General features: G+C 71.5%; 23 protein-coding genes. 13 read left to right on the top strand and 10 right to left on the bottom strand.

Annotated features, from left to right (window positions below):
* Window positions 1-4: 4 nt before the first annotated feature.
* On the bottom strand, window positions 5-667 hold the full coding sequence (locus KY5_RS33885; RefSeq protein WP_098245772.1) for a response regulator: 663 nt from the start codon (window positions 665-667) through the stop codon (window positions 5-7).
* Window positions 664-1,959, bottom strand: coding sequence for a sensor histidine kinase (locus tag KY5_RS33890; RefSeq protein WP_098245773.1), 1,296 nt, complete (start codon window positions 1,957-1,959; stop codon window positions 664-666). The genes KY5_RS33885 and KY5_RS33890 overlap by 4 nt, the downstream gene beginning before the upstream one ends.
* 134 nt (window positions 1,960-2,093) lie before the next feature.
* On the opposite strand from KY5_RS33890, the gene KY5_RS33895 reads away from it, so the two are divergent.
* The 3 genes from KY5_RS33895 to KY5_RS33905 all read left to right on the top strand — a co-directional run bounded on the left by KY5_RS33895 (window position 2,094) and on the right by KY5_RS33905 (window position 5,603).
* Complete coding sequence (locus KY5_RS33895) at window positions 2,094-3,005, top strand: ABC transporter ATP-binding protein (protein ID WP_199843361.1); 912 nt, start codon at window positions 2,094-2,096, stop codon at window positions 3,003-3,005.
* Window positions 3,002-3,856, top strand: coding sequence for an ABC transporter permease subunit (locus KY5_RS33900; protein ID WP_098245775.1), 855 nt, complete (start codon window positions 3,002-3,004; stop codon window positions 3,854-3,856). The genes KY5_RS33895 and KY5_RS33900 overlap by 4 nt, the downstream gene beginning before the upstream one ends.
* Before the next feature lie 157 nt (window positions 3,857-4,013).
* On the top strand, window positions 4,014-5,603 hold the full coding sequence (locus KY5_RS33905) for an FMN-binding glutamate synthase family protein (protein ID WP_098245776.1): 1,590 nt from the start codon (window positions 4,014-4,016) through the stop codon (window positions 5,601-5,603).
* Here the strand turns inward: KY5_RS33905 and KY5_RS41965 are convergent.
* The 3 genes from KY5_RS41965 to KY5_RS42315 are packed head-to-tail and all read right to left on the bottom strand — an operon-like array spanning window position 5,593 to window position 6,847.
* Window positions 5,593-6,096, bottom strand: coding sequence for a PRC-barrel domain-containing protein (locus KY5_RS41965; RefSeq protein ID WP_159072664.1), 504 nt, complete (start codon window positions 6,094-6,096; stop codon window positions 5,593-5,595). The two genes, KY5_RS33905 and KY5_RS41965, sit on opposite strands and share 11 nt — an antisense overlap.
* Window positions 6,093-6,704, bottom strand: a complete 612-nt coding sequence (locus KY5_RS33915; protein ID WP_098245777.1) for a PRC-barrel domain-containing protein — start codon at window positions 6,702-6,704, stop codon at window positions 6,093-6,095. The genes KY5_RS41965 and KY5_RS33915 overlap by 4 nt, the downstream gene beginning before the upstream one ends.
* The gene (locus KY5_RS42315; protein ID WP_199843362.1) at window positions 6,701-6,847 is read right to left on the bottom strand and encodes a hypothetical protein; all 147 of its coding nucleotides are present in this window, start codon (window positions 6,845-6,847) and stop codon (window positions 6,701-6,703) included. Before KY5_RS42315 ends, KY5_RS33915 begins: the two co-directional genes overlap by 4 nt.
* A 214-nt stretch (window positions 6,848-7,061) precedes the next feature.
* On the opposite strand from KY5_RS42315, the gene KY5_RS33920 reads away from it, so the two are divergent.
* The 5 genes from KY5_RS33920 (at window position 7,062) to KY5_RS33940 (ending at window position 10,826) form a co-directional block, all read left to right on the top strand.
* Window positions 7,062-7,505 carry a DUF6278 family protein gene (locus tag KY5_RS33920; RefSeq protein WP_098247656.1) on the top strand — a complete coding sequence of 148 codons (444 nt, stop codon included), beginning with the start codon at window positions 7,062-7,064 and terminating at the stop codon, window positions 7,503-7,505.
* A gap of 114 nt (window positions 7,506-7,619) precedes the next feature.
* On the top strand, window positions 7,620-8,363 hold the full coding sequence (locus KY5_RS33925; protein WP_098245778.1) for an amino acid ABC transporter ATP-binding protein: 744 nt from the start codon (window positions 7,620-7,622) through the stop codon (window positions 8,361-8,363).
* 34 nt (window positions 8,364-8,397) lie between these two features.
* On the top strand, window positions 8,398-9,306 hold the full coding sequence (locus KY5_RS33930) for a glutamate ABC transporter substrate-binding protein (RefSeq protein WP_098247657.1): 909 nt from the start codon (window positions 8,398-8,400) through the stop codon (window positions 9,304-9,306).
* Between the two features lie 9 nt (window positions 9,307-9,315).
* Complete coding sequence (locus KY5_RS33935) at window positions 9,316-9,960, top strand: amino acid ABC transporter permease (RefSeq protein WP_098245779.1); 645 nt, start codon at window positions 9,316-9,318, stop codon at window positions 9,958-9,960.
* Window positions 9,957-10,826 (top strand): amino acid ABC transporter permease, encoded by an 870-nt coding sequence (locus tag KY5_RS33940; RefSeq protein WP_098245780.1) that lies wholly within the window; start codon window positions 9,957-9,959, stop codon window positions 10,824-10,826. Before KY5_RS33935 ends, KY5_RS33940 begins: the two co-directional genes overlap by 4 nt.
* A gap of 36 nt (window positions 10,827-10,862) precedes the next feature.
* Here the strand turns inward: KY5_RS33940 and KY5_RS33945 are convergent, their stop codons facing one another.
* The 3 genes from KY5_RS33945 to KY5_RS33955 form a co-directional block, all read right to left on the bottom strand.
* Window positions 10,863-12,470: a CocE/NonD family hydrolase gene (locus KY5_RS33945; protein ID WP_098245781.1), complete on the bottom strand. Its 1,608-nt coding sequence runs from the start codon at window positions 12,468-12,470 to the stop codon at window positions 10,863-10,865.
* A gap of 116 nt (window positions 12,471-12,586) precedes the next feature.
* A complete protein-coding gene (locus KY5_RS33950; protein WP_234362995.1) occupies window positions 12,587-13,723 on the bottom strand; it encodes a L,D-transpeptidase in 1,137 nt (378 codons plus the stop codon).
* A gap of 186 nt (window positions 13,724-13,909) precedes the next feature.
* Window positions 13,910-14,665: a hypothetical protein gene (locus tag KY5_RS33955; RefSeq protein ID WP_199843363.1), complete on the bottom strand. Its 756-nt coding sequence runs from the start codon at window positions 14,663-14,665 to the stop codon at window positions 13,910-13,912.
* Window positions 14,666-14,769: 104 nt separating this feature from the next.
* On the opposite strand from KY5_RS33955, the gene ggt reads away from it, so the two are divergent.
* Window positions 14,770-16,575, top strand: a complete 1,806-nt coding sequence (gene ggt / locus KY5_RS33960; protein WP_098245784.1) for a gamma-glutamyltransferase — start codon at window positions 14,770-14,772, stop codon at window positions 16,573-16,575.
* A 17-nt stretch (window positions 16,576-16,592) separates the two neighbouring features.
* On the opposite strand, the gene KY5_RS33965 is transcribed toward ggt, so the two are convergent.
* Both KY5_RS33965 and map read right to left on the bottom strand, forming a co-directional pair.
* The gene (locus tag KY5_RS33965) at window positions 16,593-18,467 is read right to left on the bottom strand and encodes a WD40 repeat domain-containing protein (protein WP_098245785.1); all 1,875 of its coding nucleotides are present in this window, start codon (window positions 18,465-18,467) and stop codon (window positions 16,593-16,595) included.
* A 46-nt stretch (window positions 18,468-18,513) separates the two neighbouring features.
* Window positions 18,514-19,281: a type I methionyl aminopeptidase gene (gene map / locus KY5_RS33970; RefSeq protein WP_098245786.1), complete on the bottom strand. Its 768-nt coding sequence runs from the start codon at window positions 19,279-19,281 to the stop codon at window positions 18,514-18,516.
* Window positions 19,282-19,329: 48 nt separating this feature from the next.
* Here map and KY5_RS33975 point away from each other — a divergent pair, with 48 nt between their 5' ends.
* The 4 genes from KY5_RS33975 (at window position 19,330) to KY5_RS33990 (ending at window position 23,583) form a co-directional block, all read left to right on the top strand.
* Complete coding sequence (locus KY5_RS33975) at window positions 19,330-19,581, top strand: helix-turn-helix domain-containing protein (RefSeq protein ID WP_098245787.1); 252 nt, start codon at window positions 19,330-19,332, stop codon at window positions 19,579-19,581.
* Between the two features lie 151 nt (window positions 19,582-19,732).
* On the top strand, window positions 19,733-21,262 hold the full coding sequence (locus KY5_RS33980) for a hypothetical protein (protein ID WP_234362996.1): 1,530 nt from the start codon (window positions 19,733-19,735) through the stop codon (window positions 21,260-21,262).
* 192 nt (window positions 21,263-21,454) lie between these two features.
* Window positions 21,455-22,297, top strand: a complete 843-nt coding sequence (locus tag KY5_RS33985) for a nitrilase-related carbon-nitrogen hydrolase (protein ID WP_098245788.1) — start codon at window positions 21,455-21,457, stop codon at window positions 22,295-22,297.
* Window positions 22,294-23,583 (top strand): aspartate aminotransferase family protein, encoded by a 1,290-nt coding sequence (locus tag KY5_RS33990; RefSeq protein WP_098245789.1) that lies wholly within the window; start codon window positions 22,294-22,296, stop codon window positions 23,581-23,583. Before KY5_RS33985 ends, KY5_RS33990 begins: the two co-directional genes overlap by 4 nt.
* Window positions 23,584-23,606 lie beyond the last annotated feature (23 nt).

The following is a 23,606-nucleotide window of genomic DNA, read 5'->3' on the forward strand; positions in this document are numbered from 1 at the left end:
GGCGTCAGCGGTCCGCGGAGACCAGGCCCGAGCGGTAGGCGATGATCACGAGCTGCACCCGGTCACGGGCGCCGAGCTTGGCGAGCAGCCGCGTCAGGTACGTCTTGGCCGTGGCCACGCTGATGCACAGCCGCTCGGCGATCTCGGTGTTGGACAGGCCGCCGCCCACCAGCGTGAGCACCTCGCGCTCCCGTTCGGTGATCCCCTCGATCACCACGTCACCGCCCTGCGGGGCGGTCGCGGGCCGTTCGGCGAACTCCTTGATGAGCCGCCGGGTGACGCTCGGCGCGATCAGCGCGTCCCCCGCGGCGACCACGCGGACGGCGGTGAGGATGTCGTCGAGGGCCATGTCCTTGACGAGGAACCCGGAGGCACCGGCGCGCAGCGCGGCATAGACGTACTCGTCGTCGTCGAACGTGGTGAGCACGACGACCCGGGTCGGCTCCGTGCCCGAGGTGATCAGACAGGTCGCCTCGATGCCGTCCATGCCGGGCATGCGGATGTCCATCACCACGACGTCCGGACGGAGTTCGGCCGCCATGCGCACGGCGTCCGCGCCGTTGTCCGCCTCGCCCACCACCTCGATGTCGGGGACGTCGGTGATGACCATGCTGAGCGCCGTACGGATCAGGGGCTGGTCGTCGACGAGCAGGACGCGCACGGTCATCCCGCCACCGCCGCTCGCGCGGGTGCGGGCACCGGCAGCCGCGCCGTCACCAGGAAGCCGCCGCCGGGGCGCGGCCCCGCGCTGAACTCCCCGTGCAGCAGGGCGGCGCGCTCGCGCATCCCGGCCAGGCCGAAGCCGCCGGTCGCGGGGGCCGTGGCGTGGCCGCGGCCGCTGTCGGCTATCTCGATGATGAGCTCCTCGGCACGGTGGTCGAGGCTCACGCGGCAGGATCGGGCGCCGGAGTGCCGTACCACGTTGGTGATCGACTCCTGGATGATACGGAACGCCGCAAGGTCGACGTCGGAGGGCAACGGCCGCCGCTCGCCCCGCTGTACGACGTCCACGCGCACCCCGGCCGCGGTGGTCGCGGCGGCGATCCTGTCGAGGTCGGCGAGGCCCGCCGCGGGCCCGCGCGGTGCCTCCTCGCGCCCGCCGTCCCGCGCCGGAGCCGACGGCGTATCGGCTGACGTCGCGCCGGTCGACGCCGAGTCCGTCGACGCCGTGTCCGCCTGCCGGAGCGCGCCGAGCATCCGCCGCAGCCCCGAGAGCGTCTCCCTGCCCGCCGTCTCCACGGCCACCATCGCCTCGCGCGCCCTGGCGGGCTGGGTCTCCACGACGCGTGCGGCCGCGCCCGCCTGGAGGGCGATGATCCCGATGCTGTGCGCGACCGTGTCGTGCATCTCGCGGGCGATGCGCAGCCGTTCGGCGGTCACGGCCTGCGTCGCCGCCTGTGCGCTCATCCGCCGCGCGTACTCGCGGGACTGCCGCACCGACTTGCCGACCAGCCAGGCGACGGCGGCGAGCAGCGAGTACGTCTGCCACCCCGTCCAGCTGGTGTCGATGGTGTGCGGGAGCTGGACGGGCAGCCCCGACCACTGCCGGGTGAGCGCGTAACCGGGCAGCACGCAGAGCGCGGCGCCGAGGGCGGTCCAGCGGGAGGCGCGCGGCCCGCTCGCCACGATGTGGGCCATGGCGACGTCGATCGCCAGGTAATGCAGGAAGGTGATGCCGGTCTCGCCGTTCGCCAGCGTCGCGGTGAACGTCGCGGCGACGAGGAGAGCGAGCGCCGGCAGCGGCCTGTGGTCCAGCAGCCGGGCCGCGCCGCACACGAGGCCGATGCTCGCGGCGACGAGCACCCACTCGCCCACGTTCAGCAGTGCGTCGCCGGTCGGCATCCCTGGAATGCCGAACTGCGAACGCAGGGCGTTGGCCAGTCCCACGCACCAGGCCACGGCGGCCCACGCGCCCACGGACGGGCGCTCGACACGGGAGAACGGCGAAAGGGCAGGCATGGGCCGAGCGTAGCCGCGGGCCCCGTCCGCGGGCATCGGACCCGGGCCGTACAACCAGGGTCGACACCCGGGCCCCGGGAATGCCAGTCCTGGTCCGACGACGCGGCGGGTGCGCCCACGACACCGTGGTGAGCGTGATCGAAGTCAATGAACTGACGAAGCGTTACGGGGCCGCAACGGCCGTCGACGGACTGAGCTTCACCGTGCGCCCGGGGCGGGTGACGGGATTCCTCGGGCCGAACGGCGCGGGCAAGACGACCACGCTGCGCATGCTCCTCGGACTCGTCGCGCCCACCTCGGGCACGGCGAGGGTGGACGGCGTCCCCTTCAGGACACGGCCGCGCGGACTGCGGCACGTGGGCGCCCTGCTCGACGCGGGCGACGTGCACGGCGGGCGCGGCGCACGCGCCCACCTGGCCGCGCTCGCCCGCACCAACCGGATTCCGCGCGCCAGGGTCGGCGAGGTCCTCGCCGAGGTGGGGCTCGCCGAGGTGGCGGGGCGCCGCGTGGGCGGCTACTCGCTCGGCATGCGCCAGCGTCTGGGCATCGCCACCGCGCTGCTCGGCGATCCGCCGGTGCTCCTCTTCGACGAGCCGCTCAACGGCCTCGACCCGGAGGGCGTCAAGTGGGTCCGCGGCCTCTTCAGGCGCCTGGCCGCCGAGGGCCGCACGGTGTTCGTCTCCAGCCACCTCATGTCCGAGATGGAGCACACCGCCGACGAACTCGTCGTCATCGGCCGGGGCAGGCTCATCGCCGCCGAGGGCCTGTCCGCGTTCGCGGCCCGCTCGTCGCGCACGGCCGTGACCGTGCGGACGCCCGACGAGGCCGCGCTGACCCCGCTGCTCGCCGCCGAGGGCGCCACGGTCGCACCGGACGGCACCGGGCGGCTCGTCGCGCACGGCATCGCGGCGCCCCGCATCGCCGAACTCGCCCTGCGCCACCGGGTCCTGCTGCACGAACTGACCCCGCACACCGCGTCATTGGAGGAGGCGTTCATGGAACTGACCGCCGACAGCGTCGAATACCTCGCGGGAGAGCCCCGATGACCACCGCCACACCGTCGCCCCCGCTGTCCTCGGCCACCGAGCCGCGCGCCCGCTTCGTGGACCTCGTCGCCGCCGAGTGGATCAAGATCCGCTCGCTGCGCTCGACCCCCTGGGCGCTCCTGGTCACCGCGCTCGCCGTGCTCGCCTTCAACGTCGGCGAGGCGTACGACACCTACCGCTACTGGTCGGCGGACGAGGCGGACGAGGCGGGCCGCCGGGCCCGGTTCCTCCGCGACGGCATCCCGCTCCAGGAGGCGTTCACGCCCAACGCCACCATGGTCCTCCTGCTCGCCGCGGGCGCCTTCGGGGCGCTCGCGATCGTGGGGGAGTACCGCAGCGGCCTGATCCGTACGACGTTCACCGCGGTGCCCGCGCGCCGTTCGCTGGTGGCGGCCAAGGCGCTGGTCGTCGCGGCGGTCACGGCCGTGCTCGGCGCGCTCGTCGCGGGCGCCTCCTTCTGGCTCACCCAGGCGATCCTGTCGGGCAGGGACGCCGGGGTCCCGATCGGCCACCCGGGGGCCTGGCGGGTCGTCGTCGCCTCGGCGCTGCTCGCGCCCGTTGCCGCGCTGGCAGGACTGGCGCTCGGCGCGCTCTTGCGGCACGCGGGCAGCGCGGTCGTCGCCGCCTTCGTCCTCCTGGTCGTCCTGCCCGGCGTGCTCAGCGACGAACGCCACTGGTCCGCCGTGGCCGGTCACGCGACGCCGTACGGGGCGTGGGCGCGCCTGGTGGAGACCGGTGTGCCGCACTCCCCCTACCCGTGGACGACGGGCGGGGCCTGGCTCGTCCTCGCGCTCTGGCCGCCGCTCGCGGCCGCCGTCGCCGTCTTCGCCGCGGACCGCCGCGACCTGTGAGCGGCGCGGCGCCGGGTTGGGCCCGTGCGGCGCGGGTACCCGGCGCCCCCTGTCCGCGGGGACCTCGCCCGCGTGGCTCATGCGGGTGGGTCGCGGAGCCGAAGAAGGGGCAGGGAGTCCATGTCCGCCGCCGGGCGGCGGGGAGTGAGGAGAGAGCGTGGTGCGCAGGGGCCTGGTGGCCGTACTGGTGATCGTGGGGCTCGCGGCGGCTGTCCTCGCCGTGACGGCCGCCCCCTGGTGGTGGGCGGCGGCGGGACCGTTCCTCGCGGCGGGCGCCGTGGGGACGTACGACGTGACGCAGCGCCGCCACTCCGTCCTGCGCAACTACCCCGTCATCGGGCACCTGCGCTACCTCATGGAGGCCGTGCGCCCGGAGCTGCAGCAGTACTTCATCGAGCGGGACTACGACGGCCGTCCCTACGACAAGGACACCCGGTCCACGGTCTACGAGCGGGCCAAGGGCGTCGCCGACCAGGACCCCTTCGGCACCGAACTCTCCGTCTACGAGCCGGGGTACGAGTTCTTCACCCACTCGATGGCCCCGAGCCCGGTGCCCGAGCACCCGCCGACCGTGCGCGTCGGCGGGCCCGGCTGCGCGAAGCCGTACGACATGGCCCTCCTGAACGTCTCCGCGATGAGCTTCGGCTCGCTCTCCGCCCAGGCGATCCTCGCCCTCAACCGGGGCGCGGCCGAGGGCGGCTTCGCCCACGACACGGGGGAGGGCGGCATCTCCGAGTACCACCTGCGCCACGGCGGCGACCTGGTCTGGGAGATCGGCACCGGCTACTTCGGCTGCCGTACGTCCGACGGCGACTTCGATCCGGACGAGTTCGCCCGCAAGGCGGCGGGCGACACCGTGCGCTGCGTCTCCCTGAAGCTGTCCCAGGGCGCGAAGCCGGGGATGGGCGGGGTGCTGCCCGGGGCCAAGGTCAACGCGGAGATCGCCCGGGTGCGCGAGGTGCCCGAGGGCCGCACGGTGATCTCGCCCAGCTACCACAAGGTGTTCTCCACGCCCCGTGAACTGGTCCGCTTCCTCGCCAGGATGCGGGACCTCGCCGGTGGCAAGCCGACCGGCTTCAAGCTCTGCGTCGGCAGCCGCAGGGACGTCCTCGCCCTGTGCAAGGCCATGATCGAGGAGAACATCACCCCCGACTTCATCGTCGTCGACGGCGCCGAGGGCGGTACGGGCGCGGCGCCCATGGAGTTCGTCGACCACGTCGGCACGCCGCTCACCGAGGGTCTCACCACCCTGCACAACGCGCTGGTCGGCAGCGGCCTGCGCGACCGCGTCCGGATCGGCGCGAGCGGCAAGGTGGCCACCGGCGCCGACATCGTCAAGCGGATGATCCAGGGGGCGGACTACACCAACGCGGCCCGCGCCATGATGTTCGCGGTCGGCTGCATCCAGTCGCAGCGCTGCCACACCAACCGCTGTCCGGTGGGCGTGGCCACCCAGGACGCGCGGCGCGGGCGGGCGCTCGACGTCGAGGACAAGTACCGGCGGGTGGCCAGGTTCCAGCGGGCGACCGTGCACAGCGCGATGGAGATCATGGCGTCCCTCGGCGTGCGCGACCCGGCGTCACTGCGGCCCCACATGCTGCGGAGGCGCGTCGCGTACGACGCGGTCAGCTCGTACGCGGACCTCTTCACCTGGCTCGAACCGGGGCAGCTCCTGACCGCGAAGTCCCTGCCCGTCGAGTGGCACCGCGCCTGGGACGGCGCGGACCCGGACACCTTCACTCCGTGACCTCCGTGACCTCCGTGACCTCCGGGATCTCCGCGAGCCCCGTGATCCCGCGCGCCCCGCTCCCCGGCGTCACCCGGATCACCACGGCGTACGCGCCGACCCCGAGCAGCCGCTCGCCGGACACCTGTTCGCCTCGCGAGGTGTGCAGCGTGCCGATGCCGCCCGACTCCGGGTCGAAGGCGATGTCGCCGAGTGTCCCCACCTGGTCGCCCAGCTCGGTCAACAGGCGCTTGCCGAGCGGGTTGTGGACCTCGGGGGACGCCGCCGACGTGAAGCGGCCCGAGGCGACCGCCTCGACGACGACCGCGTCGGGGCCGACCGCGTGGACGTCCGTCCAGGGGATGACGTCGCCGCCCGAGGGGACGTCGGTGAGCCGGAGCGCCGTGATGCTCGCGCGCTCCGGGTCCACGACGAGCCCGGCCACGGTGCCGACGCGCGAGGCGTCGGAGGCACTCAGGACGGGGCATCCGAGTGTCCGGCTGAACAGCATCACGGGGTCCCCTCCGTTCCGGCGGCGTCGTGGCCGCCCTGCTCCATGAGCCGTTTGCGCCCCACCGCGGCGGGCAGCTCGGCGATGTCTTCGACCACGTATTCGATGTCGGTCGCGGGGACCATCAAGGTGTCGCCGGTCATCGCGGGCCTGGCGCCGAGCGGCAGGAAGACCTTCCGCTGGTGCCTGCCGAGCGCCTCGGCGGAGTCCACCTCGATGGCCACGGCCCGGCCCTCGCGGCCCGTCTCGACCACCACGTCGAGCACGGTGCCCACGCGCAGCCCCCGGTCCGTGAGCACCCCGGCCCCGCGCACGGGACCGGCCGCCTTCTCGTCCCAGGAGGCGACCGCGGCGCGGTCCTCGAGCGCGTCGGCCGAGGGGATCATCACCGCGTCGGCCCCCAGCGAGTGCACCCCCGCCCACGGCAGGCTCTTGCGCAGCGGTCCGGCCAGCAAACCCCGCCCGGCCAGCGTGAATCCGGCGATCCTGCCGTTGGCCGCGTCGAGCACGACGTCCTTGACCTGGGCGACCGCCTCGCCGCCCAGCGTGACCACCGGGCGCTTGGTGATCCGCGCCGCGGGTTCCAGGGGATTCACCGCGTGCGGGGTCATCGCGCCCTCCCGCCCCTCGGCCGCCGTCCGCGCCGCACCACGATCACTCCGCCGCCGCGCCGCCGCGCCTGCGTCCCGAGGACGCCACCCACCAGTACGCCCGCCACGGCGACCACCGCGACGAGCCAGACCCACCACACCATCGCCCGCCTCCCGATCGAGATCCGGTCCCTCGTGCGGCCCGGGACCACCTCACTGAGGCAGCCACGAGTACCCACTCGGGGCCGCTCAAGACCTGGCGCGGGCGGCGTGATTCGCCTCATTCCGTGATCAACTGATGCAAGATACATTCGTGGAAATACGGACATGCGCGCCCGGTCGCGCAGCCGGCTGTGCCACCCGATGGAGAGGCCGATCATGAACATTCCGTTCCTCGACAAGTGGCGCAAGCGGCACTCCGCGGCGGAGCGCGCCGAAGGGCTCGCGGCCGCGTTCGACGAGGACCCCGAAGGCGTCGCGGAGCTGCTCTCCGAGTGCGAGCTGCTGCGCTCCCAGGCCGGTGCCGCCGGGCTCGAACTCGACGACTCCCCGGCCTCGTTGGCGGCGCTCGACCAGCTCCTGCCGCTCTGGCGCGACGACCCCGAACTCCTTCCGTGGCTCGGCAACGACGCGGGCCTGTACCTGGGATCCGTCGTCGTGCGCACGGTGCCGGGCGCCTCCTGGTACGTGTGGCCGGGCGGCAGCCCCGTCGTGCGCCTCGCGTCGGGCCGTGAGATCCCGGTGGTCGAGGCGGGCCTCGACTGGGCGGTGCAGGGCGCCCCCGAGTTGTCCCAGGTCTACGCCGAGGCTTCGGAGACGTAACCGTAATTGCCTCAAATACGGTTAATGCCCATACGTGCGTGTCGTCCCGTAAGTCCCGTTTAAGCGTGGATAGTTTGCGCGGACGTACACAGCTGAGAGTGGGCAGGTCTTGCCATGGCCGTCGATCCGTTGATCGAGCTGCGTGATGTGAACAAGTACTACGGAGAGCTCCATGTCCTCCAGGACATCGATCTCACCGTCGGCAAGGGGGAGGTGGTGGTGGTCATCGGCCCTTCGGGGTCGGGCAAGTCGACGCTCTGCCGGACGATCAACAGGCTCGAGACCATCCAGTCCGGCGAGATCAGGCTCGACGGGCAGCCGCTGCCCGACGAGGGGAAGGGACTCGCGAAGCTCCGTGCCGAAGTGGGCATGGTCTTCCAGTCCTTCAACCTCTTCGCGCACAAGACCGTCCTGCAGAACGTCTCCCTCGCGCAGACGAAGGTGCGGGGCCGCAAGAAGGAGGAGGCGGACAAGCGCTCCCGCGAACTCCTGGAGCGCGTGGGCCTCTCCGCGCACGCCGACAAGTACCCGGCACAGCTCTCCGGCGGCCAGCAGCAGCGCGTGGCCATCGCCCGCGCCCTCGCCATGGACCCCAAGGCGCTGCTCTTCGACGAGCCGACCTCCGCCCTCGACCCCGAGATGATCACCGAGGTGCTCGAGGTCATGCAGCAGCTCGCCCGCGACGGCATGACGATGGTCGTGGTCACCCACGAGATGGGCTTCGCCCGCTCCGCCGCCAACCGGGTCGTGTTCATGGCCGACGGCCGGATCGTCGAGGACCGGTCCCCCGAGGACTTCTTCATGAACCCGGAGAGCGAACGGGCCAAGGACTTCCTCTCCAAGATCCTCAAGCACTGACGGGGGTGACGTGCTCTTGAAGCGACACAGCAGCATCACGCGTACGACACGCCTGGCCGCGGCACTCGTCCTGGCCGCCCTCGTCGCCACGGCCTGCGGCAAGGAGGGCAGCCCGCCGACCAAGGGCCCCGCCGCGGAGGAGCTCCCCACCTACCAGGTGGCGAAGGGCTTCCAGCTGCCCGGCTCCGGGACGTGGAAGAAGGCCCGCAGCCGGGGCCGCTTCGTCGTCGGGGCCAAGGAGGACCAGCCCTACCTCGGCGAGAAGGACCCGGCCACCGGCAGGTACTCCGGCTTCGACATCGAGATCGCCAAGATGGTCTCGGCCTCGCTCGGCCTCGACCCCCACAAGATCGAGTTCAAGACCATCGCGTCGGCGAACCGCGAGACCGCCCTGCAGAACGGGCAGATCGACTACTACGTAGGCACCTACACGATCAACGACAACCGCAAGAAGCTCGTCGGCTTCGGCGGCCCGTACTACATGGCGGGCCAGGGACTGCTCGTGCGGCACGACGAGGAGGACATCAAGGGGCCCGGCGACCTGGCGGGCAAGCGCGTCTGCTCGGCGGCCGGATCCACCCCCTACCAGCGGATCCAGAAGGACTACCCGAAGGCCACCCTCGTCGCGTACGACACCTACTCGGTCTGCGTCGACAACCTGCTGACCTACCAGGTCGACGCCGTCACCACCGACGACGCGATCCTGATCGGCTACGCGGCCAAGGTGCCGGACGAACTCAAGGTGGTCGGCAAGCCGTTCTCCGAGGAGCCCTACGGCATCGGCGTCCCCAAGGGCGACAACGACCTGCGGTTCGCCGTCGACGACGCGCTCGCGGCCCGCGAGAAGGACGGCGACTGGAAGAAGGCGTACGACGCCACGCTCGGCCTCTCCGGAGTCCCCGCGCCGAAGCCGCCCGCCATCGACCGCTACCCGGCGAGCTGAGGAGGCGTCGTGGACGTACTGACAGACAATTTCTCCACGTTCGGCGAAGGCTTCATCGGCACCGTCGAACTCACCGTCTACGCCTCGGTCCTCGCGCTCGTGCTCGGCTTCGTCATGGCGTCCTTCCGGGTCGCGCCCGTCGGATCCTTCCGGGCGTTCGGCACGGTGTGGGTGACGGTCCTGCGCAACACGCCGCTCACCCTGCTCTTCTTCGCGGTGCTGCTCGGCCTGCCGCGCTTCGGACTGGTGCTGCCCTTCAAGGTGTTCGCGGTGCTCGCGCTCGGCTGCTACACCTCCGCCTTCATCTGCGAGGCGATCCGCTCGGGCATCAACACCGTGCCCAAGGGACAGGGCGAGGCGGCCCGCAGCCTGGGCATGTCCTTCGGACAGACGCTGTCCATGGTCGTGCTGCCGCAGGCGTTCCGCTCCGTCATCGCGCCGGTCGGCTCCAATCTCATCGCGCTCGCCAAGAACTCGGCGATCGCGGGCGCGTTCAGCGTCACCGAGCTGCTCGGCACGTACAAGACGCTCAGCGAGCTGGGCTACAACATCGTCTGGACCTTCGTCTGGATCGCCCTCGGCTACCTCATCATCACCCTCGCCATCAGCGCGATCTTCCATGTCCTCGAAAAGCGCTGGGGAGTCGCCCGATGAAAGCCCTCTCCCACGATTCGACCGCCCTCTACGACGTCCCCGGGCCCAAGACCGTACGGCGGCACAAGCTCTACGGACTGCTCTCCACCCTGGTCGTCCTCGGGCTCGTCGCCTGGATCCTGTACCTGCTCTTCGACACCGACCAGTTCACGGCGACGAAGTGGACGCCCTTCGAGTACAAGGGCATCCAGGAACTGCTCCTGCGCGGCCTCGGCAACACGCTCAAGGCCTTCGCGATCTCCGCGGTCCTCGCCCTCGCCCTCGGCGGACTGCTCGCCATGGGGCGGCTCTCCGACCACAGGCCCGTGCGCTGGGTGGCCACGCTCCTCGTGGAGTTCTTCCGGGCGATGCCGGTCCTGGTGATGATCTTCTTCGTCTTCGTGGCGCTGAAGGTCCAGCCGCTGCCCGCACTTGTCGCCGGACTCACGCTCTACAACGGTTCGGTGCTCGCCGAGGTCTTCCGATCCGGCGTCAACTCCGTCGAGAGGGGGCAGCGGGAGGCGGCCTACGCGCTCGGCATGCGCAAGACACAGGTCATGTCGCACGTCCTGGTGCCGCAGGCCGTGCGCGCGATGTTGCCCGCCATCATCAGTCAGTTGGTGGTGGCCCTGAAGGACACGTCGCTCGGTTATCTGATCACCTATGAGGAGTTCCTCCATGCCGGGAAGCTCATCGCGTCGAATCTCGACTACGATTTGCCGTTCATCCCCGTAGTCATGGTGATCTCACCGATCTACATCGGGATGTGCATGTTGCTGTCGTGGTTCGCCCAGTGGGTGTCCAGGCGTCAGCAGCGCAATCCCAAGACCGAGGCCGCGGACGTCGCCCCGGCCGAACCAGGGACGCTGCTGCCGGGTACGCAGTAGCCAGCAGGGCCATGCCCACCCGGCAGCAGCCGGTGATCACTGCTCGCGCAGCGGGACGGACAGGTACGACGGGTCCGCCTCGGGCGAGGAGAAGGTCAGCTGCGCGCCGGACGGGTTGTGCTCGATGTAGAGCGGGTCGACCGTGTCGACGACCAGGGCGAGCCTGTGCCCAGCCGGTACGTCGTAGGCCGTGGAGAACAACTCCAGGTCCACGCCGAACGGCTTGCCGGGTGTCTTGCCGTGGAAGGTGTACGGCGCGTTGCTGACCAGCTTGCCGAGGCCGAGCGGGCCCACGTCGTAGAGGTACGCGACGAGGGTGCCGCTCTCCTTGGTGCTGGAGAGCGTCGTGTGCAGCTTCGCCGTCCCGCGGACCCGCTGGGCCGACGCGTACCTCTCCGACTGCCAGACGCCCGTGTAGCGGCGCGGGAGCAGCGGTACCGAGGCCATCGGCGGGAGCTTGAAGAACTGGTCCAGGGCGTTGGACAGGATGGCGATGCCGCCGTTGGCGCCCGAGTCGACGTTCGTGCGGATGGTGGTGGCGCCCGCCATCTCGATCTTCTTGCGGGTCGGGCCGACCGACTTCCAGTCCGGGTAGCCCTCGTAGCCGCCCGTCGAGCGGGACTTGAGCTGGACCGGCTGTTCCTTGTCGATGCCGTTGTCCTCGCCCTTGAGGTAGTGGTCGAACCACCGCTGGGTGCTGGTCCAGGTGTCGTTGGGCAGGCCGAGCAGCCCCGTCGCCTCGGCCGTCGCGTGGTCGCCGGGGCGGAACTCCAGGCGCTTGGGGCCCGTGAGGCGCTCGTAGAACTTCGCGTACTGGTTGGGCGGGAAGAGCGTGTCGCCCCAGGCGTTGCCGAGCATGACGGCCGCGCCGTTCTCGTTGATCTGGTCGAGGTAGGTCGCGGGGGAGCGCTTCCTGCCCCACGCGATCATCTCGTCCTCCTTGTCCAGGTGGGACCCGAGGAAGTCCTTCAGGGTCTGCTGGAGTTCGGGGCCAGGGCGTCCCGTGAGGGCGCCCGCGCCGCCGAGCAGGGCCGCCGCCTGGACGTGCTGGGTGCGGCCGCTGTAGATCGAGTCGATGAGGTCGCCCCAGCCGCTCATCGCGGCGACGGCCTTGATCCGCTTGTCGTGCCCCGCCGCCAGCAGGCTGATGCCCGCGCCGTACGAGACGCCCGCCATGCCGACCTTCGACGGGTCGGCGGGGGTGTTCTTCAGGGTCCAGTCGATGACCTTGGAGGCGTCGGCGATGTCCTTGGGGCCCGCGGTCTCGATCTCGCCGCCGGACTGCCAGAAGCCGCGGGAGTTGTAACTGACCACGACGTAGCCGGAGTTCGCGAGCTTCTGGGCCTGTGCGACGTATTCGATCTGGGGCATGGCCCAGCTGGTGGGCAGCACGATCGAGGGGAACCTCGCGCCGGGCTCCGCGCCCTTCGGGGTGAAGACGTTGGCCTTGAGGACCGTGCCGCCGTCGCCGGGGATGTCGACGAAGCGGACGTCGGAACCTGCGGCGCTCGCGGCCCGCGGCGCTGCGGCGGGGGCCGCCTGGGCCGCCGGGGCCAGGCCGAAGGCGGCGCCCGCGACGAGGGACGCGGAGACCGCGCCCACGGTGGTCGTGCGCAGGACGCGGTGCGGGTGCGGATGGCTCACGGGTCACTTCCTCACTCGTTGAAAGTGCAAAGTGACCCGACGGTAACCGCGATCCTTTACCGGGGGTAACCCGTCGGTAAGTTACGCCCCGGTAACGATCTTTGGGGCTCGGGCGCCTACTTCAGCGCGCTCTTCGCCTGCCAGTCCGACCAGGAGATGTTCCACTCGCCGTAGCCGTTGCCCGGGTCCGGGACGCCCTTCGAGCCACTGCCCGTGACCTCGAAGGGGTCGCCTATCTGGGCCTGGCCGTAGAGCCAGCCCGCGTCGCCGTCGCTCATGCCCACGCAGCCGGAGCTGTGGTTGGTGTTGCCGAAGTATGAGGCGTTCCACGGGGCCGCGTGCGCGTACATGCCCGACCAGGTCAGGCGCATCGAGTAGTCGACCATCTTGTCGTAGGCGTCGCCGAGGCCCACGGTCTCGGAGCGCATGTTGATCGTGCCCTCCTTCGACATCAGGACCGAGGTGCCGCCCCAGGACGCCTTGTCGCCGCCCGGGGTGCCCGCCGACATCGGCAGCGACTTCAGGGTCTTGCCGTCGCGGATCAGGGTCGCCGTCTTGCTGTCCAGGTTCACCTTGACGACCTGGCTCTTGCCGATGGTGAAGTTCGTCGCGTAGTCGCGCACGAACCAGTCGTCGCCGCCCGAGTCGATGCCGTTCAGGCGGGCGTCCAGCTTCACCTTCGTGCCGGACTTCCAGTACTCCTTGGGGCGCCAGTCGACGCGGTCCTTGCCGTCGTAGTTCTTGATCCAGCCCCAGGAGCCCTCGGTGTTGTTCGAGGTCGTCACCTTCAGGTGCTTCTCGACCTCGGCCTTGTTGCGCACCGGGTTGTCGAAGGTGATGGACAGGGGCTGGGCGATGCCGACGGTGGTGTTCTTGCCCGGGGCGAGCGTCACCTTGTTGACCTTGTCGGGCTTGGCCGTCCTGAAGGAGTGCTTCGCGCTGCCGCCCTCGTCGGTGGTCGCCTCGACCTGGTAGGCGGTGCCGGGCGCGGCCTTGCGCTCCGAGGTCCAGCTGGTGCCGTTCGCCGAGAGCTTGCCGGGCAGCTTCGCGCCCTTGGCGTCGGCGACCGTGACGTTCTTCAGCTTGCCGTCGGCCAGCTTCACCTCGACCGGGCCGCCCGCCTTCGCCTGCTGCCCCGAGAGGTTCACCGAGATCTTCGGTTTCTCGGCGGCCTTGTCGGCGCCGGAGGAGCCGCTGCCGCCCGAGCAGGCGCTCAGGGCGGCGGCAAGGACGGCGACTCCCGCGGTCGCCACGTGGCGGGTGCGAAGGGGGCGTCGGCGGCTCGAAGAGCTCTGGGGGGTCAAGGAAACGTACCTCCGTGCGAATGTCGATCTGCACGGAGAGAGTCCTGAAGACGTCTTCAGGTTGCACGATGTCCGGAAATTGCCTGCTAGATCACAGAAGACGCCGGATGGCATCGACGCGCGGTGATCAAGGCGTCACTTGGCGCGATGGGAGGTGCGTGCCGATGGCGTGGGCAGCGGGGTCTGCGCCGGGCGCGTCACGTCCGCCACGAGCTCGACGACGTCGGGACCGTACGCCTGGGAGTTGACGACCTTCAGGAGCAGCACGAAGGGGTTGTTGCCGTGCTTGCGGGCGAGCTTCTCGTGGTGGCGGGCCAGATAGCGGGTGGCCGCCTGGCTGGTGACCGCGCGCTGGCCGCAGAAGAGGAAGACGGGTCTCGCGTCCTGGCCCTGGTCGGCGGTGAGGCGGGCCAGGATGACGTACTCGCAGAGGCCCGACTCCAGGCGGTAGCGCTCGCTGCCGATCTGGAAGGCACCCCGGTCCGGTATCGGCTCGGGCTCGGTGTTCACGCGGACGCCGGGCAGGAGCGTGTGCATGTGCGCGGCCATGCGGCGGTTCGCCACCGGGCTGCCCACGCAGAATTCGGTGCGCTCGCCAAAGCCCTGCTGCGTCGCGTCGTGCGCGACGATCTGCGCGTGCGCCCCGCACTCCTTGATGACCGCGGCGAGCTCGATGAGCGCGGACGCGTCGTGGCGCACCACGGTGAGCTCGGGCCCGCCCGCGTCGCGGTTGACCACGAGCAGCGACTCGGAGTTCTCGGGCAGCCCGAAGAAGGCCTGCTTGCGGCGGAGCTTGCGCTTCCACAGGTGGGAGCGGGCTAGCCAGCCAAGGACGGCACTGATGCCGACCGCGATCAGGCCGAGGACGATCGTGCGCACGTCTTCAGTCATGGGGGCGCATGCTAGCGGGCCCCCGGACCGGTGTTCGAAGAGGTCCTGACGCGACGGGCGACTCGAAGTTACGCTGCGCAGACGGTTGTTGACTGGAGGTACGAATGCGTCGCGCTGTCGTACGGAATCTGACGCTATTGGCGGTCGGAGGGGTATTGGTGTCGGTCGGTGCGGCCGCGCCCCCTTCGCCTACGCGCTCAGCGGAACCGGCTCCTGAGAAGGTGCCGGTCGCCGTCGGCCACGGAGGCGCTGTCGCCAGCGTCGACGCGGACGCCTCGGCGGCGGGCATCGAGGTCCTGCGGAAAGGGGGCAACGCCGTGGACGCGGCCGTCGCCACCGCCGCGGCGCTCGGGGTGACCGAGCCCTACTCGGCGGGCGTGGGAGGCGGCGGCTACTTCGTCCACTACGACGCCAGGACCCACAAAGTCAGCACCATCGACGGGCGCGAGACCGCCCCGCGCACCGCCGACTCCGGGCTCTTCCTGGAGAACGGCAAGCCCATCCCGTTCGAGTCCGCGGTCACCAGCGGCCTCGGCGTCGGCACCCCCGGCACGCCCGCCACCTGGCAGTCGGCGCTCGACCAGTGGGGCAGCAAGCGGCTCGGCACGCTCCTGAAGCCCGCCGAGCGCCTGGCCCGCGACGGCTTCACGGTCGATCCGACCTTCCGCTCGCAGACCGAGTCGAACCAGAAACGTTTCAAGGACTTCCCCGACACGGCGAAGCTGTTCCTGCCGGGCGGGCGGCTCCCGGTGGTCGGCTCGACGTTCAAGAACCCCGACCTCGCGCGTACGTACGAGCAGCTGGGCCGCGAGGGCATCGCCGCGCTCTACCGGGGCGACATCGGCAAGGACGTCGTCCGCACGGTGAACAAGCCCCCGGTCGACCCGGCGTCCGGCCGCGTGGCCCGTCCTGGCGACCTCTCCGCCAAGGACCTCAAGGCGTACGCGGTGAAGCGCCAGAAGCCCACGAGGACCGCCTACCGGGGGCTCGACGTCTACTCCATGGCGCCCTCGTCCTCCGGCGGCACCACCGTCGGCGAGGCGCTCAACATCCTGGAGCGCACCGACCTCTCGAAGGCGTCCAAGACCCAGTACCTGCACCGTTACATCGAGGCAAGCCGGATCGCGTTCGCCGATCGCGGGCGCTGGGTGGGCGACCCCGCCTTCGAGGACGTACCGACCAAGCAGCTCCTCACGCAGCGGTTCGCGGACGCGCGGGAGTGCCTGATCAAGGACGACGCGGTGCTCAAGAGCCCGCTCGCGCCCGGCGACCCGCGCCACCCCGAGGCGTGCGCGGCGGGCGACAAGGCGGCCCCCACGACGTACGAGGGCGAGAACACCACCCATCTGACGGCCGCCGACAAGTGGGGCAACGTCGTCTCGTACACCCTCACCATCGAGTCGACGGGCGGCAGCGGCATCACCGTGCCCGGCCGCGGCTTCCTGCTCAACAACGAGCTGACGGACTTCTCCTTCGCGCCCGCCGACCCCGCGGTGCACGACCCGAACCTGCCGGGTCCCGGCAAGCGGCCGCGCTCCTCGATCGCCCCGACGATCGTCCTCAAGCACGGCAAGCCCGTGGTGGCGCTCGGCTCGCCGGGCGGCGCGACCATCGTCACCACCGTCCTGCAGACCCTCACGGGCTTCGTCGACCGGGGCCTGCCGCTGGTCGACGCGATCGCCGCGCCGCGCGCCAGCCAGCGCAACGCCGCGCAGACCGAGCTCGAACCCGGGCTGTGGGACAGCCCGTTGAGGGGTTCGCTCGAATCCATCGGGCACTCCTTCAAGCAGAACCCGGAGATCGGCGCCGCCACCGGTGTGCAGCGGCTGCCGAACGGCCAGTGGCTCGCGGCCGCGGAGAAGGTCCGCAGGGGCGGCGGCTCCGCGATGGTGGTGCACCCCGCCCGGTGATGTCGTACGGACAGGCCCTAGGAAGCGGGTGACGCCGCGCAGTTCTGCTCCAGCTCGTTCGCGGCCCAGCGGATCGACGACTCCGGGTCGTCGTGCAGGTACCGCAGCACGGGCAGTGCCTCGCGGACCGCGGCGAGCTGGGCGTCGCCGCGGCCGCCGCGCGCCTGACGGACGTCGGCGAGGTCCGCGATGAGCAGGAGCAGCGTGCTGCGGGCCTGGTTGTCCGGGTCCGTCATCAGCTCGACGAGGAAGGGGATCGCGGGGACGGCGGCGGTCGACGCCGCCTCCTTGGAGACGAGCATCCTGTACAGGTCGTGGACCGCGTCCATGGCGGTCTTCTTGTCGTCGGACGCGACCTTGCCGATCAGCTCGGGGATCCGGTGGCCGGGCCCGCGCGCGGTCCACAGGGAGCCCCAGTCGACGCCGTCCAGGCGCAGTGAGAGGTCGCGGTGCGGCCAGAGCTTCGCCGGGTCGAGGCGGAGCGCGGCCGTACCGCCCCCGTCGGTGACGCTCAGGGTGCCGTCCGCGTCGAGGCCGAGGAACCTGATGCCGGTGCCGAGGCGCAGCCCCGCCACCGCGTCGGAGGAGAGGTCCCAGACGCGGACCAAGCCGTCGTCCCAGGCGGCGGCGAGCGCGGGCCCGGTCGCCAACCGGGCCGCCGCCAGGGCCCGTACGGGGGCGCGGCGGCGGGCGAAGGGGGAGCGCAGCGGCTTGCGGCGGGTGCTCCAGTAGCGGATCACGCCGTTCTCGTCGCCGCTGAGCACGAGGCGCTTCCCGCTGTCCAGCTTGACGCAGGCGAGCGCGGTGACCGGGGCGCGGTGCAGGGTCAGGGTGATCGTCTCGGGGCACTCGTCGTCGGTCTCCAGGACGTGCACCTGGCCCTCCGCGTCGCCCGCCGCGAGCGTCGTCGCGTCCTGGTCGGCGGCCACCGACCGTACGGATCCCGGGGGTTGGACGAGCGCGGCGGCGGCGCCCGGCACCGAGGGCGGTGCGACGTGACCCCGGGAGAGGACGCTCCAGCGCCCCCTGGGGTCGGCGTCGCCCTCGGCGAGGGAGAGCGGGCCGAGGTTCTCCAGGGGCGCGGGCACCTCGGCGGGCCCCTGGATCGCCTTGTCGCCCGACCAGTCGACCCCGAGGGTCTCGGCGACCGCGATCAGGGCCTCGCGGGTGCGGGCGTTGACGACGATCCTGAAGTCGGCGCCGGGGCCGCGCCCATGGCGGACGACCGCGTCCGGCGCGCCGTACGAGAGCGCGTCGGTGCCCATCTCCTGCCAGGGCAGCAGGCCCAGTTCGCGGTACGAGGCGGTGAGCCGCTCGACGATGCCCGGGTCGGCGTCGACCGTGGCGGCGCGCACCCGCAGCGTCCAGCCGTAGTGCGCGGGCAGCCGCTCGAAGGCGAGTTGCGTCAGGAACTCCGACAGCGAGCGGCTCTGCACGACCCACGCGCCGTCGACGCTCACGACGACGCGGGGGTCGGGCAGTTCGGCCTCGGCGGCGAGATAGCCCCACGCGTGGCTGTAGTGGTACTCGGACATGAAGACGCAGACCCGGCGGTCGCCGCGGGGGTCCACCAGGCCGCTGTCCGGGGCGGCTTCGAGCTCGGAGACCGTCGGCGGCCACTGCGTGTGGACCCAGTACAGGCGCGGGTCGAAGGCGAAGGAGTTGAGCGGCGAGTCCCACCACTCGTTGAGGGCCTGCGGGACGGGCAGGTTCCAGTCGATGCCGTCCCGCCGGTTCTCGCCGCCCCACCGGGAGTGTCCTGGCTCGCCGCCGGGGTCCTCGTAACCCCACTCGCGCTGCACCGCGTCGAGCAAGTCCCAGCGGGAGCTGCCCTGTTGCCACTGCCGGAGCCGGTCCGCGAACCGTCCGTAGTCGATGATCTCTGCTGTCACCGGTGAATCGTACGGATGATCTACCTCGGGGGATGTCCCCGTGGGGTCACAGTGCCGTGAGGATCCTGGGACCGTCCTCGGTGATCGCCACCGTGTGCTCGGCGTGGGCGGCGCGGCTGCCGTCGTTGGTGCACAGGGTCCAGCCGTCCGGCGCCGCGTGGTAGCCGTCGCCGCCGCCCGCGATCAGCATCGGCTCGATGGCGAAGACCATGCCGGGGCGCAGGGGCATGCCCCGGCCGGGGCGGCCCTCGTTCGGCACGGCCGGGTCCTCGTGCATGCTGCGGCCGACGCCGTGGCCCCCGTAGTCCTCCATGATGCCGAAGCCGCCCTTGCGGCAGACGGTGCCGATGGCGTGCGAGATGTCGCCGATGCGGTTGCCGACGACCGCCGCCTCGATGCCCGCCGCCAGGGACTGCTCCGCCGTCTCGACGAGGCGTACGTCCTCGGGGCGCGGGGTGCCCACGATGAAGCTCAGCGCCGAGTCGCCGACCCAGCCGTCCAGCTCGGCGCCGAAGTCGATGGAGACCAGGTCGCCGTCGCGCAGCCGGTAGTCGGTCGGGATGCCGTGCACGATCGCGTCGTTCACCGAGACGCACAGGACGGCGGGGAAGGGGGTCGAGGCGAAGTGCGGCCGGTAGCCGAGGAAGGGGGAGGAGGCGCCTGCTGCGCGGAGCGCGGCGTGCGCGGCCTCGTCCAGGTCGAGCAGGGAGACGCCCACCGCGGCCGCCTCGCGGGCCGCGGTCAGTCCTTGCGCCACGACGCGGCCCGCTTCGCGCATCGCGTCGATCGATTGTGCTGTCTTGAGTTCCACCATGCCAATTACTATACCGGTATTTGAATGGGGGTCCGCTACGATGGCCCCATGGTGCGAAATCCCTTGACCCCTGAGGAGCACGAGCGCGGCGAGCGGCTCGGGCAGCTGCTGCGGGACGCCCGGGGGGCGCGGAGCATGGTGTCGGTGGCGGCGGAGGCCGGCGTCTCGGCGGAGACCCTCCGCAAGATCGAGACGGGCCGCGCGCCCACGCCCGCGCTCTTCACCGTGGCCGCGCTCGCGTCCGTGCTCGGGCTCTCGCTCGACGAGATCGTCCTGCGGTGCGAGCTCGTGCCCGTGTGACTCTTGCGCGGACCCCGGAAAACTGCGTGTAGTCGTCCCGTAACACGACTGGTGTTATCTTCCGGACCGGAAGACTCCAGGCTCCACGGGGCGGTGCTGGTCGATGGCAGTGGGACAACTCCCGGATCAGGTAAGGGAGTTCGCGAAGTACATGAGGGAGCTGCTGGCGCGGCTCGATCAGGGCGCCGGCTGGTGCGGCGTGTTCTGGCAACGGGATCCGGACGGCATGCGCGCCTGTCTGGACGGCGCGGAGGTGCCTCCCTGGGACGTGGTGCAGGCGCTGCTCCACGACCTCGCGGCGGACCGGGGCGTGGCGGAGGCCGAGCGCGAGACCGGGCACGCCCGCGTCCTGCACCGCGCCTCGCTCACCGCCTACGACGCCAGGACCGGCGGCCGCGAGCTGCTCGGCGAGCGGCTCGACATGATGCTCAGGGAGCAGCGCTACGCGACCGAGCGCCAGGCCGAACTCACCCGGCAGCTGGCCGAGGCGACGGACGCCGACGAGGCGGACCGGGTCAACCTCGACCTGGCCTGGGTCCGCGACGACCACGAACGGGCCACCGCGCGCTGCGTGGAGCTCCAGGAGCGCCTGGACCGCCTGGACGCGGCGCGGCGGCCGTCCTGGGTGGACCTGAGCAGGACGGCCGGGGGCGGTTTCGGCGGGGCGGGCGCGGGGTCCGGTGCGGACGCCTTCGGCGGTCGGTCCGGCCCGTCCCGCGCGGACGGCCCCGGCGGCGCGTCCGGCATGGACGGCGCGTCCGGCCCGGATGGCTTCGGCGACCTGCCGGGCGCTTCCGATGTGTCCGCCGCCGCTGTCGCGGACGACTTCGGGAGCCCGTTCGCCACGGCCACGGCCACCGCCACCGGTGACTTCGGCGAGCCCGAAGGCGCCGAGCACCGCGTGCCGCCGCAGGCGCCCGCCCCCGAGGCCCGCGCCCCCGAGGCCCGGTCCCGCAGGCGTGCCAGGGGTGGCGCCCGGTTCGCGGGGTTCGGGGGGAGCGGCGGCTCGTCCGATGCCCCCGCGGCCACCCCTGAGGGGAGCGCGGCGAACGCTCCCGAGGCTCCCCGCGGTGCCCGGTTCGCGCATGCGGGCCCGGAGCCGGGGCCCGTCGCGGCGCCGGACCGCGAGGGCGATTCCGGCGGCTTCGCGGACGACGACGAACGGATCACGGCCACCGCCGTGCAAGAGCTCGTGCGGCTGCGCGGCGAGGGCCGCAGCGGCGAGGCGCACGGCGTGCTCGTCGAGGCCGCGGGCTGGCCCGCGGCGCGGCTGCCCGAGCTCGCCGGTGAGCTGCACCGCGCGGGGCTCGGCGCCGACTGGGCCACCCTGCTCTGGGAGGTCGCGTCGCTGCCGCCCGACCGCCTGGTCGCCGTGGCCGACGCGCTGGCCGGGGCGGGCCGCGCCGACGACTGCAGGAAGCTGCTGCGGCAGGGGGTCTCGCGCCCCGCGCCCGAGATGGCGGAGGCGATGCTCGGGCTGATCGACGCGGGCCGCGAGCGTGAGGCCCGCGCGCTCCTCGACTCGTATCTGCGCGTGCGCACGCCCGAGGACGCGGCGCGCTGCGCGCACACCGATCCGGGCCGCCTCATACCCCTGCTCCTGGAGACGGCGAAGGCGGTCTCCGACGAGCACCACTGGGACCTGGTGCACGCACTGCGCGTCGCGGGGTTCAGCGCCTGACCCGGTCCGTTCTCCCCACCGAGCGGTCCGCTTCTCGCCCGCTCGGGTGCGAAACGTGATCGACTCAGCCGGTTCACGACGATGGTCTTGCTCAGCCCGTCGGCGGAGGCTTACGTTCTCCTATCTACGCATCAAGTCTACGTGCGTAGAAGCTCTCTGACGTCCTCTCAAGGGCATGTGAAGGAGCAGCTCATGGTCAACGTCGTACGCGCCGCACTGGTCCAGGCGACCTGGACGGGCGACACGGAATCGATGATCGCCAAGCACGAGGAGCACGCTCGCGAGGCGGCCCGACAGGGTGCGAAGGTCATCGGCTTCCAGGAAGTCTTCAACGCCCCCTACTTCTGCCAGGTCCAGGAACCCGAGCACTACCGCTGGGCCGAGCCCGTGCCGGACGGGCCCACCGTGACCAGGATGCGGGAACTCGCCCGCGAGACCGGCATGGTGATCGTCGTCCCCGTCTTCGAGGTCGAGCAGTCCGGCTTCTACTACAACACCGCGGCCGTGATCGACGCCGACGGCTCCTACCTCGGCAAGTACCGCAAGCACCACATCCCGCAGGTCAAGGGCTTCTGGGAGAAGTACTACTTCAAGCCGGGGAACGCGGGCTGGCCGGTCTTCGACACGGCGGTCGGCAAGGTCGGCGTCTACATCTGCTACGACCGCCACTTCCCGGAAGGCTGGCGGCAGTTGGGCCTGGGCGGCGCGCAGATCGTCTACAACCCCTCCGCCACCTCACGCGGCCTCTCCGCCTACCTGTGGCAGTTGGAACAGCCCGCGGCGGCCGTCGCCAACGAGTACTTCGTCGCCGCGATCAACCGCGTCGGCCAGGAGGAGTACGGCGACAACGACTTCTACGGAACGTCGTACTTCGTCGACCCGCGCGGCCAGTTCGTCGGCGAGCCCGCGAGCGACAAGGCCGAGGAACTCCTCGTCAGGGACCTCGACTTCGGCCTCATCGAGGAAGTACGCCAGCAGTGGGCGTTCTACCGGGACCGCCGACCCGACGCCTACCAGGGGCTGGTGGAGCCGTGACCGATCTGTACGACCGCCACCGGGCGGTGCTGCCCGACTGGCTCGCGCTGTACTACAGCCGTCCGCTCGAACTCACCCACGGCGAGGGCCGGCACGTCTGGGACGCCGAGGGCAACCGGTACCTCGACTTCTTCGGCGGCATCCTCTCCACCCTCACCGCGCACGCCCTGCCCGAGGTCACCAAGGCCGTCGCGGACCAGGCAGGGCGGATCATCCACACCTCGACGCTGTACCTCAACCGCCCGATGGTGGACCTCGCCGAACGGGTCGCCGCGCTCTCCGGGATCCCCGACGCCCGGGTCTTCTTCACCACGTCGGGCACCGAGGCCAACGACACCGCCCTGATGCTCGCCACCGCGTACCGGGGCTCCAACCAGGTCCTGGCGATGCGCAACAGCTACCACGGCCGCTCCTTCACGGCCGTCGGCATCACCGGCAACCGCGCCTGGTCGCCGACCAGCCTCTCGCCCCTCCAGACGCTGTACGTGCACGGGGGCGTGCGCAGCCGGGGCCCGTACGCCGCCCTGAGCGACGCCGAGTTCATCGAAGCGTGCGTCGCCGACCTGCGGGACGTGCTCGGGCAGGCGCGAGGGGGAGTGGCGGCCCTGATCGCCGAGCCCATCCAGGGCGTGGGCGGCTTCACCTCGCCGCCCGACGGTCTGTACGCCGCGTTCCGCGAGGTCCTCGACGAGCAGGGCATCCTGTGGATCTCCGACGAGGTGCAGACCGGACTCGGGCGTACGGGCGAGCACTTCTGGGGCTGGCAGGCGCACGCCCGGAGCGGCCCGCCGGACGTCCTCACCTTCGCCAAGGGCATCGGCAACGGCATGTCGATCGGCGGCGTCGTGGCCCGCGCCGAGCTCATGAACTGCCTCGACGCCAACTCCATCTCGACGTTCGGCGGCTCGCCGGTCACCATGGCGGCGGGCCTCGCGAACCTCACGCACCTCCTGGAACACGACCTCCAGGGCAACGCACGGCGCGTCGGCGGACTGCTCATCGAGCGGCTGCGGGCGATCTGCGCCCAACTGCCCGGCGTGCGCGAGGTGCGCGGGCGCGGCCTGATGATCGGCATCGAGCTGGTGCGGCCGGGCACGGACGAGCCGGACCAGGATGCGGCGGCCGCCGTCCAGGAGGCGGCCCGCGACGGCGGACTGCTCATCGGCAAGGGAGGCGGCCACCACACCAGCGTGCTGCGCGTGGCGCCGCCGCTCTCGCTGACCGTCGCGGAGGCGGAGGAAGGCGCAGCCATCCTCGAACGGGCCCTGCGGAGCGTCCAGTCGTAGGAAGGACCTACAGGAAAGGGAGT

Source organism: Streptomyces formicae (assembly GCF_002556545.1).
Taxonomy (GTDB): Bacteria; Actinomycetota; Actinomycetes; order Streptomycetales; family Streptomycetaceae; genus Streptomyces; species Streptomyces formicae_A.

Excerpts from the sequence above, each read along its gene's own strand:
- KY5_RS33885 (WP_098245772.1), bottom strand. The coding sequence starts at position 667 with ATGACCGTGCGCGTCCTGCTCGTCGACGACCAGCCCCTGATCCGTACG.
- KY5_RS33890 (WP_098245773.1), bottom strand. The coding sequence starts at position 1,959 with ATGCCTGCCCTTTCGCCGTTCTCCCGTGTCGAGCGCCCGTCCGTGGGC.
- KY5_RS33900 (WP_098245775.1), top strand. The coding sequence starts at position 3,002 with ATGACCACCGCCACACCGTCGCCCCCGCTGTCCTCGGCCACCGAGCCG.
- KY5_RS33915 (WP_098245777.1), bottom strand. The coding sequence starts at position 6,704 with ATGACCCCGCACGCGGTGAATCCCCTGGAACCCGCGGCGCGGATCACC.
- KY5_RS42315 (WP_199843362.1), bottom strand. The coding sequence starts at position 6,847 with ATGGTGTGGTGGGTCTGGCTCGTCGCGGTGGTCGCCGTGGCGGGCGTA.
- KY5_RS33920 (WP_098247656.1), top strand. The coding sequence starts at position 7,062 with ATGAACATTCCGTTCCTCGACAAGTGGCGCAAGCGGCACTCCGCGGCG.
- KY5_RS33925 (WP_098245778.1), top strand. The coding sequence starts at position 7,620 with ATGGCCGTCGATCCGTTGATCGAGCTGCGTGATGTGAACAAGTACTAC.
- KY5_RS33940 (WP_098245780.1), top strand. The coding sequence starts at position 9,957 with ATGAAAGCCCTCTCCCACGATTCGACCGCCCTCTACGACGTCCCCGGG.
- KY5_RS33955 (WP_199843363.1), bottom strand. The coding sequence starts at position 14,665 with ATGACTGAAGACGTGCGCACGATCGTCCTCGGCCTGATCGCGGTCGGC.
- ggt (WP_098245784.1), top strand. The coding sequence starts at position 14,770 with ATGCGTCGCGCTGTCGTACGGAATCTGACGCTATTGGCGGTCGGAGGG.
- map (WP_098245786.1), bottom strand. The coding sequence starts at position 19,281 with ATGGTGGAACTCAAGACAGCACAATCGATCGACGCGATGCGCGAAGCG.
- KY5_RS33975 (WP_098245787.1), top strand. The coding sequence starts at position 19,330 with ATGGTGCGAAATCCCTTGACCCCTGAGGAGCACGAGCGCGGCGAGCGG.
- KY5_RS33980 (WP_234362996.1), top strand. The coding sequence starts at position 19,733 with ATGAGGGAGCTGCTGGCGCGGCTCGATCAGGGCGCCGGCTGGTGCGGC.
- KY5_RS33985 (WP_098245788.1), top strand. The coding sequence starts at position 21,455 with ATGGTCAACGTCGTACGCGCCGCACTGGTCCAGGCGACCTGGACGGGC.